Origin of the sequence: Xanthomonas sp. SS, assembly GCF_014236835.1 — a bacterium.
GTDB lineage: Bacteria > Pseudomonadota > Gammaproteobacteria > Xanthomonadales > Xanthomonadaceae > Xanthomonas_A.
Genome location: NZ_CP051190.1, coordinates 4,749,974 through 4,764,526, shown reverse-complemented (window position 1 = coordinate 4,764,526; position 14,553 = coordinate 4,749,974). Strand labels below are relative to the sequence as shown.

The window sequence follows — 14,553 nt, the reverse complement described above, 5'->3', positions numbered from 1 at the left end:
GACGAGAGGGCTGGTGCCCTGTAGGAGGGGCTTCAGCCCCGACAGACAGTGTCCGAAGCCGGTGCAGTTCCCGACTTCGTTCGTCGCGGCTGAAGCCGCTCCTACAAGGGGCTCACGGCGGGCTGGCTGGGTGCACTGTAGGAGGGGCTTCAGCCCCGACAGACAGTGTCCGGAGCCGGTGCAGTTCCTGACTTCGTTCGTCGCGGCTGAAGCCGCTCCTACAAGGGGCTCACGGCGAGCTGGCCGGGTGCACTGTAGGAGGGGCTTCAGCCCCGACAGACAGTGTCCGAAGCCGGTGCAGTTCCCGACTTCGTTTGTCGCGGCTGAAGCCGCTCCTACAAGGGACTTGCGGCCAGTCGGCTGGGTGCACTGTGGGAGGGACTTCAGTCCCGACGGCATCCGCAGCCGGAAGGTTCGCCGCTGCGCTTGCCGCGGTTGGAATCGCTCCTGCAGCAGGACCTCCGTCATGCCGCGATCGCCGCCAACTCGCCTCTCACATCGAGCGCTTACGCGGCAGCGAAAGGGGAGCGACCATAGAACCGTGTCAGATGCGCAGCCACGTCCGGCATCTCGCGCTGCAGCCGCTCAGGCGCGGAGAAGTGGTATTCGCTGACCACCGCGAAGAATTCTTCCGGCGCCTCGGCGGCGTAGGCGTCGATCTCGCTGCTGCGGCCGCGGTCCACGCGCTTGCAGAACGCGTCGTAGCTGCGCTGGAAATCCGCGGCCCAGCGCCGCTGCCAGTCGCGCGGCAGCGGCGGCGTGCCGTCCAGTGCGCCGTCGAGCACGTCGAGCTTGTGCGCCATTTCGTGCACCGCCACGCAGTAGCCGGCACGCGGGTCGTCCAGGTCCGCCTGCACATCGGCCCAGGACAGGATCAGCGGGCCGCTGTCCCAGGATTCGCCGATCAGCTCGTCTTCCCACTCGTGCAGCACGCCGGCCGCATCGACGTGGCTGCGCTGCACGCGGAACGCGTCCGGATACACCAGCACTTGCGACCAGCCGCGCAGGCCCTCGGCACCGAACTTCAGCAACGGCAGGCAGCACAACGCGGCCAGCACGGTGCGCTGCGCCGCATCCAGGGTCAGTCCGTCCAGCGGCGAAATGGTCTTGCGTTGCAGGAAGTGCGTGGCCAGCGTGCGCAGCGTGTGCTCGCGCTGCGCGTCCAGTGCCGCCGCCCACGCGCAGCGCTGCCGGACCAGGTGCCAGGTCGCATCGTCGATCGCAACAGGCGCCGGCAGCAGCCAGCGCAACCAGCGTGGGATCAGCGGAACATCCCCGGCAGGAAGCTGTGCCACTTGGGCATGCGCAGGCGCGGCACCAGGTCGCTGTCGCTGCCGCCGCCACTCGGCACCGCCGGCTTGGCCGCAGTGGCAGGCGGGCGCGCCGTCGAGGCCGGGCGTGCCTGGGCGGCGTCCGCGTCGGTGCTGTCGGCGTAGACGCAGTCGTTGCGCTGCTTGCTCACCAGCGCTTCGGACGCGTGGACGGCGGCCAGCGGGAGCAACAGCAGGATCAGGCACGGCAGGGAGCGGCGCATCGTCGGCATCCAGGGCGAACGGCGGTGAATCCCGATTCTAACGCGGTTTTCACCCGGCGCACGGCCGGCGCTGGGCGCGGGGCCGGCGCTTCCCGCATACTTTTCCGTTCCGAGTCACGTCTTCAGGGGCGTGTGGATTGAAACGAGGCGATGGAATCGGCGTGGACGAGCGCGAACTACTGGCCCGGCTCAGCCAGGGCCGCCTTTCCGGCGACGCCCTGGCGCGGTCGTTCGGGCTGACCCGGGCTGCGGTGTGGAAGCGCATCCAGGGCCTGCGCGCGGCCGGGGTGGAGATCGACGGCCGCGCCGGCGAGGGCTACGGGCTGGCACGGCCGCTGGAATTGCTCGAGGCCGAGCGTATCCGCGCCGCGCTGGCGCCGGCCGCGCGCGACGAGCTGGCCGGGCTGGAGATCGCCTGGAGCCTGGCTTCCAGCAACAGCACGCTGCTGGCGCGGCCGGCGCCGGCGCGCGGCAGCGAAGTGCTGCTGGCCGAGCGCCAGACCGGCGGCCGCGGCCGCCGCGGCCGGGTCTGGACCTCGCCGCTGGCGGCGCATCTGTACCTGTCGGTGGCGCGCGGCTTCGACGGCGGGCTGGGGCGGCTGGGCGGCCTGAGCCTGGCCGCCGGCGTCGCCGTGGCCGAGGCGCTGCGCGCGGCCGGCTTCGCCACGGTCGGGCTGAAATGGCCGAACGACCTGCTCGCCGACGGGCACAAGCTCGGCGGCCTGCTGGTCGAAGGCGGCGGCGAGTTCGCCGGGCCGGCGCGTGCGGTGATCGGCCTGGGGCTCAACGTTCGCATGCCCGCGGCCAGCGCCGCGAGCATCGGCCAGCCATGGACCGACCTGGCCACGCTGTCCGGCGCCGACGCCGAGGTCTCGCGCAACGCGATCGCCGCCACGGTGCTGTCGCATCTGCTGCCGGCGTTGGCGCTGTTCGACGCGCAGGGCCTGGCGCCGTTCCTGCCGCGCTACGCCGCGTTGGACCTGCTCGCCGGGCGCGCGATCCGCATCGACGAGGGCGGCGTCGCGCGCGAGGGCGTGGCGTTGGGCCTGGCCGAGGACGGCGCGCTGCGGGTCGCCTTCGCCGATGGCGAGCGCCCGCTGCATGCCGGCGAAGTCAGCGTGAGGCCGGCATGAGCGACTGGTTGTTCGACCTGGGCAATTCGCGCTTCAAGTTCGCCGCGCTGGAACGCGGCCGCGCCGCTGCGGTGCAGGCCTGGCCGCACGGTGCCGAAGCGATGGACGCGGCCGCGGTGGCGGCGCTGCCGCGCGGCGACACCGCCTATGTCGCCAGCGTCGCCGCGCCGGGACTGACCGCCACCGTGCTGGATGCCTTGCGCACCCGCTTCGCGCAGGTGCGGGTGGCGCGCACCGAGGCCGCCTGCGCCGGCGTGCGCATCGCCTACGCGCAGCCGCACAAGTTCGGCGTGGACCGCTTCCTGGCGCTGCTCGCCGCGCACGGCGACGGCGATGTGCTGGTGGTCGGGGTCGGCACCGCGCTGACCCTGGACCTGCTCGACCGCGACGGCCTGCACCACGGCGGGCGCATCGCACCGTCGCCGACCACGATGCGCCAGGCGCTGCAGCAGCGCGCGGCGCAACTGCCGGCCGAGGGCGGCGACTATCACGAGTTCGCCGCCGATACCGCCGATGCGCTGGCCTCCGGCTGCGACGGCGCGGCGCTGGCGCTGATCGAACGCAGCCTGCAGCGGGGCGAGGCACTGCTGGCGCGGCGGCCGCGGCTGCTGCTGCACGGCGGCGGCGCCCCGCCGTTGCTGCACGCGTTGCCGGCGGCCGAGCAGCGGCCATCGCTGGTGCTGGACGGGCTGGCGCTGTGGGCGCAGGCGCACGCCGCGGCCGGGTCCGCCGGGTAGAATCCGCGCATGCTCGTCCGCGCCCTGCTCGTCGTCCTGACCATTCTCAATCTCGGCGTCGCGCTGTGGTGGGCGACGCAGCCGCAGACCCCGGCGCCGGCACCGATGCCGGCGCTGCCGGCCGGGGTGGCGACGCTGCAACTGGTGCAGGCGTCCGCGGCCGCGCCACAGGCCGCGTCTGCGGCACCGGCGGCTTCCACTGCGGCGCCGCCCCCTGCCGTCCACGCCGCGCCCGCGCCGGCCGCCGACGTTCCGGCCGCCAGCGCTCCTGCAACGGACGCAGCTGCGTCCAGCGCAGTGACGGCGACCGCAGCGCCAGTAACGGCCGCCGCGTCACCGCCGCCCAAGACACCCAGCGTTGCAGCGGCCGCTGCTGCCGAGCCTGCCGCCGCCGCCCCGGTGTGTCTGAGCCTGGGTCCGTATCCGGACCGCGCCGCGGCCGAGACCGCCGTCGCCGCGCTCGGCACCGCTGCGCCGCGCCCGCGCCTGCGCGAGGTCGGCGACGGCGACGCCACCAGCTTCCGCGTGCTGCTGCCGACCATCGGCGGCGAGGATGGGGTCAAGGCTGCGGTCGATCGCATCGTCGCCGCGGGCATCCGCGACTATTACCCGATCCGCGAGGGCGACGCCGGCAATGCCATCGCCCTGGGCCAGTACCGCAGCCGCGAAGGCGCCGAACGCCGCAAGGCCGAACTGGCCAAGGCCGGCTTCAACGTCGATCTGATTCCCAGCGGCGGCAGCGGCCAGTCGCGCTGGTGGCTGGACCTGCGCACCGACTCCGCAGCGCAGGCCACGGCGCTGCGCCGGCAACTCGGCGCGCAGCGGCAACGCGCGCTGGACTGCGCCACGCTGCGCTAGAATGCCGCGCTGCGTCGGCGTCGGTCGCGTGCGGCCGGCGCGGATCGCGGTCCAGCGCCGCCGCCGCGATATGCCACAGCGGCCTGCCAGCAGGTAGACTGCGACGGCCCGCAGCGCGGGTAGTGCAGTCCTTGTGCCGCTTTAGCTCAGTCGGTAGAGCAACTGATTTGTAATCAGTAGGTCGTCCGTTCGATTCGGACAAGCGGCACCACTTTTTCGTATTGCATCGCACAGGCCAGCGCCATGCTGCGTCTGCCAAGTGCCTGTATGCGCTTGCAAGCGCGGCGCGTGGCACTTCCCGTATGTTTCCGGCAACCAGCGCACAGCGCAGGCGCTCGCCTGCTGCGCCGCGGCGGGTCGCGCTGCAAGCGGCTCGCTAGACTGGCGCACATTTTTCGCTGGAGCGTGTCCGCATGAATTCCTCTTTTCTGCCGGTGTCCCTGATCGGCGTTCCCACCGATATCGGTGCCGGGCACCGCGGTGCGCGCATGGGGCCAGAGGCGCTGCGCATCGCCGGCCTGCACGAGGCGCTGGCCAATCGCGGCATCGAGGTGCGCGACCTGGGCAACCTCGACGGTCCGCGCAATCCGTGGCAATCCCCAGTCGCCGGCTATCGCCACCTGGACGAAGTGGTGGCCTGGAACCGCGCGCTGATGGAGGCCAGCTACGCCGAGCTGCGCGCCGGGCGCATGCCGATCATGCTCGGCGGCGATCATTGCCTGGGCATCGGCTCGATCACCGCGGTGGCGCGGTATTGCCGCGAGCAGGGGCGCAAGCTGCGGGTGCTGTGGCTGGATGCGCATTCGGACTTCAACACCAGCGAGGTGACGCCGTCGGGCAACGTGCACGGCATGCCGGTGGCCTGTCTGTGCGGGCTAGGGCCGCAGGCGCTGACCGAACTGGGCGGCAACGCGCCGGCGCTGCGCCCGGAGCAGGTCCGCCAGATCGGCATCCGCTCGGTGGATCCGGACGAGAAGCGGCTGATCAAGCAGCACCGTATCGACGTGTACGACATGCGCTACATCGACGAGATGGGCATGAAGCGGACCATGGAGGCGGCGCTGGACGGGCTGGACGCCGATACCCACCTGCACGTCAGCTTCGACGTGGATTTTCTCGATCCCAGCATCGCTCCCGGCGTCGGCACCACCGTGCCGGGCGGGCCGAACTACCGCGAAGCGCAGCTGGTGATGGAGATGATCGCCGACAGCGGGCGCATGGGCTCGCTGGACATCGTCGAACTCAATCCGGTGCTGGACCATCGCAATCTGACCGCCGAGCTGGCGGTGGACCTGGTCGAGAGCCTGTTCGGCAAGTCCACGCTGATGCGCGATTGAGGCGGTTTTCGATACGAAACTGAATATTGCCACGCTTCATTCACGTGAAATCCACAGTCGTGAAGTCAGATTCACCGCCAGACGGTAGCTCGGCAACGGCTATCGCCGCCGTCCCAGACCCGATCCACTGCGAGGAATCCACAATGAAGCGACTGCTCACCTTGATGATGCTGACCCTGTTCTGTGCAGGCATGCTGACTGGCTGCAACACCATGGCCGGTGCTGGCAAGGATATGCAGAAGGCCGGCGATAAGGTGGAAACCAAGGCCGACGATTGCAGCGACGGCAAGTGCTGATCGATCGTCCGCAGTGACTTGGCGTTGACCGATTAGCCAATGCGTAACCCAGCGCGGCACATATGTCGCGTTCCCATGACCAAGAAGGAGTAAGACCTATGAAGCGTACTTTTGCGTGGATGCTGCTGGCGATGTTTTCGGTGGGCCTGCTGTCGGGCTGCAACACGGTTGCCGGTGCCGGCAAGGACGTGAAGAGCGCCGGCGAGAAGGTCGAAGACGCCGCCAAGAACTGAGCCCAGCGCTCGGTGACGAAAGACGGGTCGGCTTGCCGGCCCGTTTTTTTTGCGCGCTTTTCGCCATCGACGGCTGCGTTGCGGTAAATGCTTCAGCGCCCTCATGTGTCGTTGACGGTGCATTGATCGATCGGCAACGGTCGCGGCGCAATGCTGCGCACGCGGTTCAATCGCCGCGAACATCCAACGAGAGCGAGGCTATGAACAAAGACATCATTTCCGGCAAGTGGACCCAGCTCAAGGGCAAGATCAAGGCCCAGTGGGGCGACCTGACCGACGACGATTTCGACGTGGCCAGCGGCAACGCGCAGTACCTGTCGGGCAAGCTGCAGGAACGCTACGGCTGGGATCGCGACCGCGCCGAAAAAGAAGTGCGCACGTTCCAGGACGGCCTGGGCAAGGAATACCGCGACTGAGGCGCGCGTTGCGCCTCTGACGTAGAAACGGGCCGCGATGCGGCCCGTTTCGTTTTGCGCGTTCGTGCAGGCTCAGTATGCCGGCGGATCCGGTACGAAGTCGCCGGGGAAGGCCTGCGGTACGTCGGCCACGCGCCGATAGGTGCGCGGCCGCGGGATCACCCCGCGTGCGACCAGCCGCGCACGACTGTCGTAGCGCAGTTGCAGGCGCTGGCGCGGCACGTCGCTGGCGCGTTCGAATTCGGTGACGCTGGAGGGCGACCATTCGCGTTCGCCATGGCCGGTGCCCAGGCGCTGCATCTTGCCCTGCACCGCATCGCTTTCTGCGCGTGCGGCTGCGGCAGGGGGCGCTGCCGCGATCGGCGCTGCAGCGCGCTCGCGGTCTTCCTCCACGCTCGCCTGCGGCACGATCGCCGGCGCCTCGTCGAACACCGCCATGCCGATCACGCCGACGTTGTCGGGGCGGCCGGTGCGCGCGGCGTAGCTGTCGGCGAGGTCGGTGAACACGAACTGCGCGATCTCGCGCTGCGACTTGCGCCAACCGGCGATCTCGCTGCTCTGCCATGGGTCCAGCACGTAGCCGCGCTGGTCGCTGGACGCGGTCTGCCCGCTGACCGCGTTGACCCCGTCCACCGACAGCACCACCAGCACGCGGCGGTCGCTGCGGTTGGTCAGGCGCAGCGCATAGCGGTGGCCCGGCTCGGCGGCGATCCAGCGCTCGCCGCGCTGCTTGTATTGCGGCAGGTCGGTGCCGTCGGCGTCGCGGTCGATCACGTTCAGCGTCACCAGCGGCGCGGGCGCGGGCGGCGCAGGGTATGGGCGGAAACCGCACAACAGGCCGATGCACAGCAAGGCGATCGAGATCGGGCCGATCGGGCGGGGCGAAAAAAACAGGCGGGCGGGCTTGCGCATCACGGCGATTCCACGGAAGGGACCTGCTGTTGAACGCGCCATGCGCCGGAACGGGGTTGCCGTGCAGCGGTTAAACTCGCTGGGTTATCCATTGGCCGTCGATTCTCCGCATGACCACCCGCGTCCTTACCGGCATCACCACCTCCGGCACCCCGCACCTGGGCAACTACGTCGGCGCGATCCGTCCGGCGTTGCAGGCCAGCCTGCGCCCCGGCATCGAGAGCTTCTATTTCCTGGCCGACCTGCACAGCCTGATCAAGGCGCAGGACCCGGCGCGCACCCAGCGCTCGACCCTGGAGATCGCCGCCTCGTGGCTGGCGGCCGGGCTGGATCCGTCGAAGGTGTGGTTCTACCGCCAGTCGGACGTGCCGGAAACCAACGAGCTGACCTGGTTCCTGACCTGCGTCGCCGGCAAGGGCATCCTCAACCGCGCCCACGCCTACAAGGCGGCGGTGGACAAGAACCGCGCCGACGGCGAGGACGACGATGCCGGGGTCAGCGCCGGGTTGTTCATGTACCCGGTGCTGATGGCCGCCGACATCCTGCTGTTCAACGCGCAGCAGGTGCCGGTGGGCCGCGACCAGATCCAGCACATCGAGATGGCGCGCGATTTCGGCCAGCGTTTCAACCACGTTTACGGCCGCGACTATTTCACCCTGCCCGAAGCGCTGATCGACGAGAACGTGGCCACCTTGCCCGGGCTGGACGGGCGCAAGATGAGCAAGAGCTACGACAACACGATTCCGTTGTTCGCTCCGCGCGAGGACCTGAAGAAGCGCGTGTTCTCCATCGTCACCGATTCGCGCGCGCCGGGCGAGCCGAAGGACACCGAGGGCTCGGCGTTGTTCCAGCTGTACCAGGCCTTCGCCAGCGCCGAGGAAGCCGCCGCGTTCGCGCAGGCCTTCGCCGGCGGCATCGGCTGGGGCGAGGCCAAGCAGCAGTTGTTCGCGCGCATCGATGCGGAGATCGCGCCGATGCGCGAGCGCTACAAGGCGCTGATGGCGCGCCCGGGCGACATCGAGGCGATCCTGCGCGACAACGCGCAGCGCCTGCGCGCGCGCTACGCCACGCCGTTCCTGACCGAACTGCGGCACGCGGTGGGCCTGCGCGACCTGTCGCTGCGCGACGCCGGGCAGGCCGATGCGGCAGAGGCCAGGAAGGCATTGCCGAGCTTCAAGCAGTACCGCGAAGGCGACGGCCGCTTCTACTTCAAGCTGCTCGACGGCGAGGGCGCGCTGCTGCTGCAGAGCGGCGGCTTCGAGTCGCCGCGCGACGCCGGGCGCGTGATCGGCGCGCTCAAGCAGGCCGTGCAGGCCGATGCGCTGCAGACGTCAGACCTCACCCTGGCGGTGCCGGCCGAGGTCGTGCTGGCCGCGCTGCAGCGGCTGCGCGACGCGGGCTGAGGCAGCAAGCGGGCCCGGCCATGAATGGTGTGGAAGGGACTTCAGTCCCGACGAGGCTTTGGCGGTAATGCGTCGGGACTGAAGTCCCTTCCACAAAAAAACCAGGATCGCAGCTGGCTGTAACGGCGAGTTACCCGCGCCGCGCTCCCCAGGAATGCATGTCGCGATGACAAGGCCTGGGCATGGATTGCCTGGAGGCCGAGGCGTAGCCAAGCGGGGCTGGCAACAACCTCCATACGGCCTAGAATGGAGCTTCGCCCAGCCACCGCCCTGCGCCATGCCACGCGACCCCAGCATCCATCTCATCGACACCGGCTTCCAGCGCGCGCAGTTCGATGCGGCCTACCTGATCGTGGAGAACGGGCGCGGCGCGTTCGTCGATTGCGGCACCAGCCACTCGCTGCCGGCCATGCTCGCCGCGCTCGACGGCGCCGGCCTGGCGCCGGGCGACGTGGACTGGCTGATCCTGACCCACGTGCACCTGGACCACGCCGGCGGCGCCGGCGCGCTGCTGCAGCACCTGCCGAACGCGCGCCTGCTGGTGCATCCGCGCGGCGCGCCGCACATGATCGATCCGGCGCGGCTGATCGCCGGCGCCACCGCGGTGTACGGCGAAGCCGAGATCGCGCGCAGCTACGGCACGATCGTGCCGGTGCCGGCCGAGCGCGTCGTCGCCGCCGAGGACGGCCATCGGCTGTGGCTGGGCGAGCGCGAACTGTTGTGCATCGATACGCCCGGCCACGCGCGCCATCATCTGTGCGTGTGGGACGCGCGCAGCCGCAGCTGGTTCAGCGGCGACACTTTCGGCCTGTCCTATCGCGAACTGGACAGCGCGCAAGGCGCGTTCGTGATCCCGACGTCCTCGCCGGTGCAGTTCGATCCGGAGGCGATGCGCGCCTCGATCCAGCGCATGCTCGGCCATGCGCCGGAGACGCTGTATCTGACCCACTACGGCCCGGTCGGCGCGGCGGACACGCTGGCGGCGGATCTGTTCGAGCAACTCGACGCGATGGTGGCGATCGCGCGCGGCTGCGACGGGCGTTCCGATCGGCATCGCTGCCTGGTCGCCGCGCTGAGCGCGCTGTATCTGGAGCGCGCGCGGCTGCATGGTTGCCCGCTCGACGATGCCGGCGTGGAGCGGGTGCTGCAGATGGATATCGAGCTCAATGCGCAGGGCTTGGCCTGCTGGTTGGATCGCTGAAAGGCCGGGATTCGTGATTCGGGATTCGGGATTGGGAAAAGCGTGTGTCTGCGCTTCTCGTGTCTCGATCCATCTCATTGCTGTTTCGTGGCGGCGCCACGCTTACACTGTGCAGCCAGGTTTTTTCAGGTCGTTGCCGTGAATCCGATGCGCATGTTGCTGCTGTCCGCCTGCCTGTTCATGGGAGGCGCCGCGCAGGCGGCCAACGAGGTGCTGCCCGGTGGCGGCATCGATGCCGAGGCGCTGGAGCGGCATGTGCGCACGCTGGCATCCGATGAATTCGAAGGCCGCGCGCCGGCCACGCCGGGCGAGGACAAGACCATCGCCTATCTCAGCGAGCAATTCCGTCTGGCCGGCGTGCAACCGGCGGGCGACGACGGCGGTTGGACCCAGGCGGTGCCGCTGGTGCGTGCGCAGGTGGACGGGCCGGTGACGGCGACGTTGCGCGTGGCCGGCGCGGCGCAGGCGCTGGTCAACGGCGAGGACGTGGTGCTGCAGAGCCTGCGCCCCGGCAGCAAGGTGACGTTGAAGGACGCGCCGCTGGTGTTCGTCGGCTACGGCATCCATGCGCCCGAGCGCGGCTGGGACGACTACAAGGGCGTGGACCTGAAGGGCAAGATCGCGGTGATGCTGATCAACGACGCCGACTTCGAGACGCCGCAGCCGGGCGCCTTCGACGGCCGTGCGGTCACCTACTACGGGCGCTGGACCTACAAGTACGAGGAAGCCGCGCGGCAGGGCGCGGCCGGCGTGCTGATCGTGCACGAGACCGCGCCGGCCGCATACGGTTGGGCCACGGTGAAGAGTTCCGGGCTATCGCCGCTGTTCGACATCGAGCGCAGCGACGCGCAGGCGCGGGCGCAGCACGTGCCGGTGCGCGGCTGGATGCAGCGCGCGCTGGCGGTGTCGCTGTTCCAGCGCGCCGGGCTGGATTTCGAGGCGGAGAAGCAACGTGCGCAGCGCGCCGACTTCCGCCCGCAGGCGCTGGGCGATGCGGCGCTGTCGGTGCGCTTCGCGCTCAAGCGCGAGCGGGTGGTCACCCACAACGTGGTGGCCAAGCTGGAAGGCGCCACGCACCCGGAGGAGACCATCATCTACTCGGCGCATTGGGATGCGTTCGGCATCGGTGCGGCCGACGCCAGCGGCGATCGCATCCGCCGCGGCGCGATCGACAACGCCACCGGCGTGGCCAGCGTGCTGGAGTTGGCGCGGGTGTTCGCCGCGGGGCCGCGGCCGCAGCGCACGCTGTATTTCATCGCGCTCACCGCCGAGGAGAAGGGCCTGCTCGGCGCGACCTACTACGCTGCGCATCCGCTGGCGCCGCTGGCGACCACCGTGGCGGTGATCAACAGCGAGATGTTCAGCCCCGACGGCGCCACCCGCGACATCGCCTCGTGGGGCCGCGGGCGGGTGTCGCTGGAGCGCGACCTGGCCGCCGCGGCGCAGGCGCGCGGCCGCGCCTATTCGCCGGATCCGAACCTGGAGGCGGGCTTTTTCTACCGCGCCGACCACTTCGCCTTCGCCCGCGCCGGGGTGCCGGCGATCACCGTGGGGCCGGGGCTGGACAAGCGCGAGGGCGGCGTGGCGGCAGGCAAGGCGATCCGCGACCGCTATTTCGCCGACTGCTACCACCAGCCTTGCGATCGCTGGAGCGCGTCCTGGGATCCGGCCGGGCATGCCGCCGACACGCTGCTGCTGTACGACCTGGGCCAGCGCCTGGCCGACAGCCGCGAGTGGCCGCGCTGGGACGATGGCTCGGAGTTCAAGCCGGCGCGCGATGCGAGCGAGGCCGCGCGGCGCTGAGTGGTGGTGAGGTAGGGCGGTTGTGGTGCAGGAGTGGGGTTGCCGGTTGGGCACTTTCAGGAGGGGCTTCGGCCCCGGCAGTGCCTCTTAGCCCGTGTGGTTCCGACACCGCGCGTCGCGACTGAAGTCGCTCCCACAATGGAGCTTGCGGCATGCTGGCTGGGTGCACTGTAGGAGGGGCTTCAGCCCCGACAGGCAGTGTCCGTAGCCGGTGCGGTTCCCGGCTTCGTCGCGACTGACGTCGCTCCTACAGGGGCTTGCGGCGCGTTGGGTGGGTGCACTGTAGGAGGGGCTTCAGCCCCGACAGATAGTGTCCGCAGCCGGTGCAGTTCCCGGCTTCGTTTGTCGCGGCTGAAGCCGCTCCTACAAGGAGCTTGCGGCACGCCGGCTGGGTGCACTGTAGGAGGGGCTTCAGCCCCGGCAGACAGGGTCCGCAGCCGGTGCAGTTCCCGGCTTCGTTCGTCGCGGCTGAAGCCGCTCCTACAGGGGTTTGCGGCGAGCGTGCTGGGTGCACTGTGGGAGGGACTTCAGTCCCGACGCAGGCGAGCCTGCCGGCGCGGCGCATCGATGCGCCAACTTCGACAGCGCTGCTCCTGCGCGGAAAGCGCGTGCGCTATCACGATCGGAGATAGGGCATGCAGCGTCGATGCTTCGCGAATAGGGCGCGTGCGCCGCACCGCGTACGACACGTGCAAAACAGCGTGCCACGCGCGTCGCGCCGCGCTGCTGTCGCTGGCCGCCGCCGCTGGCCTAGAATCCATTTCCACACCGCCCGGTCCTTCTGCGCATGTCGTCCCCGCCTTCTCCTGTCACCGCCGTTCCCGCGCGTGGCGGTTTCGTCGTCCTTGCGCTGCTGCTGGTCTACGTGGTCTGGGGCTCGACCTATCTGGCGATCCGCTTCGCGCTGGAGGGCGGCACGCCGCCGCTGAGCATGGTCTCGGGGCTGCGCTTCGTGGTCGCCGGTTCGCTGCTGTATGCGGTGCTGCGCTGGCGCGGCGTGGCCGCGCCGACGCGCGCGCAATGGGGGTCGCTGACCGTGCTCGGCGCGTTGCTGCTGTTGTGCGGCAACGGCATGGTGGTGCTGGCCGAGCGCCAGGTGTCCTCGGGTCTGGCCGCGGTCGCAGTGGCCTCGGTGCCGCTGTGGATGGCGCTGTTCGGTGCGCTGCGCGGGCAGCACGCCAGCCGCGGCGAATGGCTGGGCATCGTGGTCGGGTTTGCCGGCGTGCTGTGGCTCAATGCCGGCAGCAGCCTCAGCGCCAGTCCCAAGGGCCTGGTGCTGCTGCTGATCGCGCCGATCGGCTGGGCGTTCGGCTCGGTGTGGTCGCGCGGTCGCGATCTGCCGATGCCGTTCATGGCCGCGGCTGGGCAGATGCTGTGCGGCGGCGTGCTGCTGGTCACCGCGGGTGTGCTGAGCGGCGAACGCCCGCACGCGTGGCCGACGCCGCATGCGTTGATGGCAGTCGCCTACCTGTGCGTGTTCGGTTCGATCGTGGCATTCACCGCCTACGTGTGGTTGCTGCAGAACGTGCGGCCGGTGCTGGCCGGCAGCTATGCCTACGTCAACCCGGTGATCGCGGTGGCGCTGGGCAGCTGGCTCGGCGGCGAACGCTTCAGCGCCAGCGACCTGGGTGCGATGGCGGTGATCCTGGCCGGCGTGGTGGTCATCACCGTGGCGCGGACGCGGCGATGAGCGTCACCGAGCAGGAGACGCGCCGCGGCCTGCTGATCACCGCGCTGACCTTCGCGCTGTGGGGTGTGGTGCCGGTGTACTGGCATCTGCTCAAGGCGGTGCCGTCGTTTCAGATCATCGCCCACCGCATCGTCTGGAGCGCGGTGCTGGTGGTGGGCTGGCTGCTGTACAGCGCGCGCCTGCAGTGGTGGCACAGCATTGCCGCGCAGCCGCGCGCGCTGGCGATCCTGGCGCTGAGCAGCCTGGCGATCGCGTTCAACTGGGGCCTGTACATCTGGGCGATCAACGCCGGCCATGTGATCGAGGCCAGCCTGGGCTACTTCATCAATCCGTTGGTCAACGTGCTGCTCGGCGTACTGGTGCTGAAGGAGCGGCTGCGCGCGTTGCAGTGGCTGGCGGTGGCCTGCGCGGCGCTCGGCGTGGCGTGGCTCACCGTCGATGCCGGTGCGCTGCCGTGGATCGCGCTGAGCCTGGCCGCCTCGTTCGGGCTATACGGCCTGCTGCGCAAGCTGGTGCAGGTGGATGCGGTGGCCGGGCTGGGCGTGGAGAGCCTGTACCTGTTCCTGCCGGCGCTGGGCTTCGTGCTGTGGAGCGAGAGCGGGCACGGCGGCGGCTTCGCCGGCGGCTGGGGCTGGCGCAACGATCTGCTGCTGGTGTTCGGCGGCGTGGTCACCGCGGTGCCGCTGATCGGGTTCGCCTACGGCGTGCGGCGCATCCCGCTGTCGCTGGTCGGCTTGCTGCAGTACATCGCGCCGAGCCTGCAGCTGCTGCTTGGGGTGTGGTTCTTCCGCGAGCCGTTCGACAGCGGCAAGGCGATCGGCTTCGCCGCGATCTGGGTCGGGCTGCTGCTGTTCGCGGGCGAGAGCCTGTGGCGCTCGGGTTGGGGGCGGCGAGGGGCCGGGATTCGTGATTCGTGATTCGCAAGAGCCTGCTCCCAGAAGTCGCACCGGTCGCCTGCGCAGTCCGCTGTTACGAATCCCCACTCCCGAATCCCCAATCC

At 70.0% G+C, this 14,553-nt stretch carries 15 protein-coding genes and 1 tRNA gene; 13 read left to right on the top strand and 3 right to left on the bottom strand.

Features of this window, described 5'->3' with window-relative positions:
* Window positions 1-506: 506 nt before the first annotated feature.
* A complete protein-coding gene (locus HEP74_RS20190; RefSeq protein ID WP_185814377.1) occupies window positions 507-1,295 on the bottom strand; it encodes a M90 family metallopeptidase in 789 nt (262 codons plus the stop codon).
* The gene (locus HEP74_RS20185; protein WP_185814376.1) at window positions 1,262-1,534 is read right to left on the bottom strand and encodes a hypothetical protein; all 273 of its coding nucleotides are present in this window, start codon (window positions 1,532-1,534) and stop codon (window positions 1,262-1,264) included. The genes HEP74_RS20190 and HEP74_RS20185 overlap by 34 nt, the downstream gene beginning before the upstream one ends.
* Window positions 1,535-1,695: 161 nt before the next feature.
* On the opposite strand from HEP74_RS20185, the gene birA reads away from it, so the two are divergent.
* The 8 genes from birA to HEP74_RS20145 all read left to right on the top strand — a co-directional run bounded on the left by birA (window position 1,696) and on the right by HEP74_RS20145 (window position 6,544).
* Window positions 1,696-2,667 (top strand): bifunctional biotin--[acetyl-CoA-carboxylase] ligase/biotin operon repressor BirA, encoded by a 972-nt coding sequence (gene birA, locus HEP74_RS20180; protein WP_255423926.1) that lies wholly within the window; start codon window positions 1,696-1,698, stop codon window positions 2,665-2,667.
* A complete protein-coding gene (locus HEP74_RS20175) occupies window positions 2,664-3,404 on the top strand; it encodes a type III pantothenate kinase (protein ID WP_185814374.1) in 741 nt (246 codons plus the stop codon). The genes birA and HEP74_RS20175 overlap by 4 nt, the downstream gene beginning before the upstream one ends.
* A gap of 9 nt (window positions 3,405-3,413) precedes the next feature.
* The gene (locus HEP74_RS20170; protein ID WP_185814373.1) at window positions 3,414-4,262 is read left to right on the top strand and encodes an SPOR domain-containing protein; all 849 of its coding nucleotides are present in this window, start codon (window positions 3,414-3,416) and stop codon (window positions 4,260-4,262) included.
* Between the two features lie 135 nt (window positions 4,263-4,397).
* Window positions 4,398-4,473, top strand: a tRNA-Thr gene (locus HEP74_RS20165).
* Between the two features lie 202 nt (window positions 4,474-4,675).
* Window positions 4,676-5,599, top strand: coding sequence for an arginase (gene rocF / locus HEP74_RS20160; RefSeq protein WP_185814372.1), 924 nt, complete (start codon window positions 4,676-4,678; stop codon window positions 5,597-5,599).
* Window positions 5,600-5,742: 143 nt separating this feature from the next.
* Entirely contained in the window at window positions 5,743-5,895 is a 153-nt protein-coding gene (locus HEP74_RS20155) for an entericidin A/B family lipoprotein (protein ID WP_185814371.1), read from the top strand.
* Window positions 5,896-5,993: 98 nt separating this feature from the next.
* Window positions 5,994-6,128, top strand: coding sequence for an entericidin A/B family lipoprotein (locus HEP74_RS20150; RefSeq protein ID WP_003469322.1), 135 nt, complete (start codon window positions 5,994-5,996; stop codon window positions 6,126-6,128).
* A 200-nt stretch (window positions 6,129-6,328) separates the two neighbouring features.
* Complete coding sequence (locus tag HEP74_RS20145; RefSeq protein ID WP_145703764.1) at window positions 6,329-6,544, top strand: CsbD family protein; 216 nt, start codon at window positions 6,329-6,331, stop codon at window positions 6,542-6,544.
* Between the two features lie 72 nt (window positions 6,545-6,616).
* On the opposite strand, the gene HEP74_RS20140 is transcribed toward HEP74_RS20145, so the two are convergent.
* On the bottom strand, window positions 6,617-7,456 hold the full coding sequence (locus tag HEP74_RS20140) for a hypothetical protein (protein WP_185814370.1): 840 nt from the start codon (window positions 7,454-7,456) through the stop codon (window positions 6,617-6,619).
* Between the two features lie 110 nt (window positions 7,457-7,566).
* On the opposite strand from HEP74_RS20140, the gene HEP74_RS20135 reads away from it, so the two are divergent.
* From HEP74_RS20135 to rarD, 5 genes are all read left to right on the top strand, one after another.
* A complete protein-coding gene (locus HEP74_RS20135) occupies window positions 7,567-8,859 on the top strand; it encodes a tryptophan--tRNA ligase (protein ID WP_185814369.1) in 1,293 nt (430 codons plus the stop codon).
* A 277-nt stretch (window positions 8,860-9,136) separates the two neighbouring features.
* Window positions 9,137-10,060 carry an MBL fold metallo-hydrolase gene (locus HEP74_RS20130; protein ID WP_185814368.1) on the top strand — a complete coding sequence of 308 codons (924 nt, stop codon included), beginning with the start codon at window positions 9,137-9,139 and terminating at the stop codon, window positions 10,058-10,060.
* A 147-nt stretch (window positions 10,061-10,207) separates the two neighbouring features.
* On the top strand, window positions 10,208-11,863 hold the full coding sequence (locus HEP74_RS20125) for a M28 family metallopeptidase (RefSeq protein ID WP_185816733.1): 1,656 nt from the start codon (window positions 10,208-10,210) through the stop codon (window positions 11,861-11,863).
* Window positions 11,864-12,650: 787 nt separating this feature from the next.
* Window positions 12,651-13,553 carry a drug/metabolite exporter YedA gene (gene yedA / locus HEP74_RS20120; RefSeq protein WP_185814367.1) on the top strand — a complete coding sequence of 301 codons (903 nt, stop codon included), beginning with the start codon at window positions 12,651-12,653 and terminating at the stop codon, window positions 13,551-13,553.
* A complete protein-coding gene (rarD, locus tag HEP74_RS20115; protein ID WP_185814366.1) occupies window positions 13,550-14,470 on the top strand; it encodes an EamA family transporter RarD in 921 nt (306 codons plus the stop codon). Before yedA ends, rarD begins: the two co-directional genes overlap by 4 nt.
* Window positions 14,471-14,553: the final 83 nt, after the last annotated feature.

What these genes read in the sequence shown, in the direction of transcription:
- HEP74_RS20185 (WP_185814376.1), bottom strand. Translation starts at nt 1,534, where the DNA reads ATGCGCCGCTCCCTGCCGTGCCTGATCCTGCTGTTGCTCCCGCTGGCC.
- HEP74_RS20175 (WP_185814374.1), top strand. Translation starts at nt 2,664, where the DNA reads ATGAGCGACTGGTTGTTCGACCTGGGCAATTCGCGCTTCAAGTTCGCC.
- HEP74_RS20170 (WP_185814373.1), top strand. Translation starts at nt 3,414, where the DNA reads ATGCTCGTCCGCGCCCTGCTCGTCGTCCTGACCATTCTCAATCTCGGC.
- rocF (WP_185814372.1), top strand. Translation starts at nt 4,676, where the DNA reads ATGAATTCCTCTTTTCTGCCGGTGTCCCTGATCGGCGTTCCCACCGAT.
- HEP74_RS20155 (WP_185814371.1), top strand. Translation starts at nt 5,743, where the DNA reads ATGAAGCGACTGCTCACCTTGATGATGCTGACCCTGTTCTGTGCAGGC.
- HEP74_RS20150 (WP_003469322.1), top strand. Translation starts at nt 5,994, where the DNA reads ATGAAGCGTACTTTTGCGTGGATGCTGCTGGCGATGTTTTCGGTGGGC.
- HEP74_RS20145 (WP_145703764.1), top strand. Translation starts at nt 6,329, where the DNA reads ATGAACAAAGACATCATTTCCGGCAAGTGGACCCAGCTCAAGGGCAAG.
- HEP74_RS20140 (WP_185814370.1), bottom strand. Translation starts at nt 7,456, where the DNA reads ATGCGCAAGCCCGCCCGCCTGTTTTTTTCGCCCCGCCCGATCGGCCCG.
- HEP74_RS20135 (WP_185814369.1), top strand. Translation starts at nt 7,567, where the DNA reads ATGACCACCCGCGTCCTTACCGGCATCACCACCTCCGGCACCCCGCAC.
- HEP74_RS20130 (WP_185814368.1), top strand. Translation starts at nt 9,137, where the DNA reads ATGCCACGCGACCCCAGCATCCATCTCATCGACACCGGCTTCCAGCGC.
- HEP74_RS20125 (WP_185816733.1), top strand. Translation starts at nt 10,208, where the DNA reads ATGCGCATGTTGCTGCTGTCCGCCTGCCTGTTCATGGGAGGCGCCGCG.
- yedA (WP_185814367.1), top strand. Translation starts at nt 12,651, where the DNA reads ATGTCGTCCCCGCCTTCTCCTGTCACCGCCGTTCCCGCGCGTGGCGGT.
- rarD (WP_185814366.1), top strand. Translation starts at nt 13,550, where the DNA reads ATGAGCGTCACCGAGCAGGAGACGCGCCGCGGCCTGCTGATCACCGCG.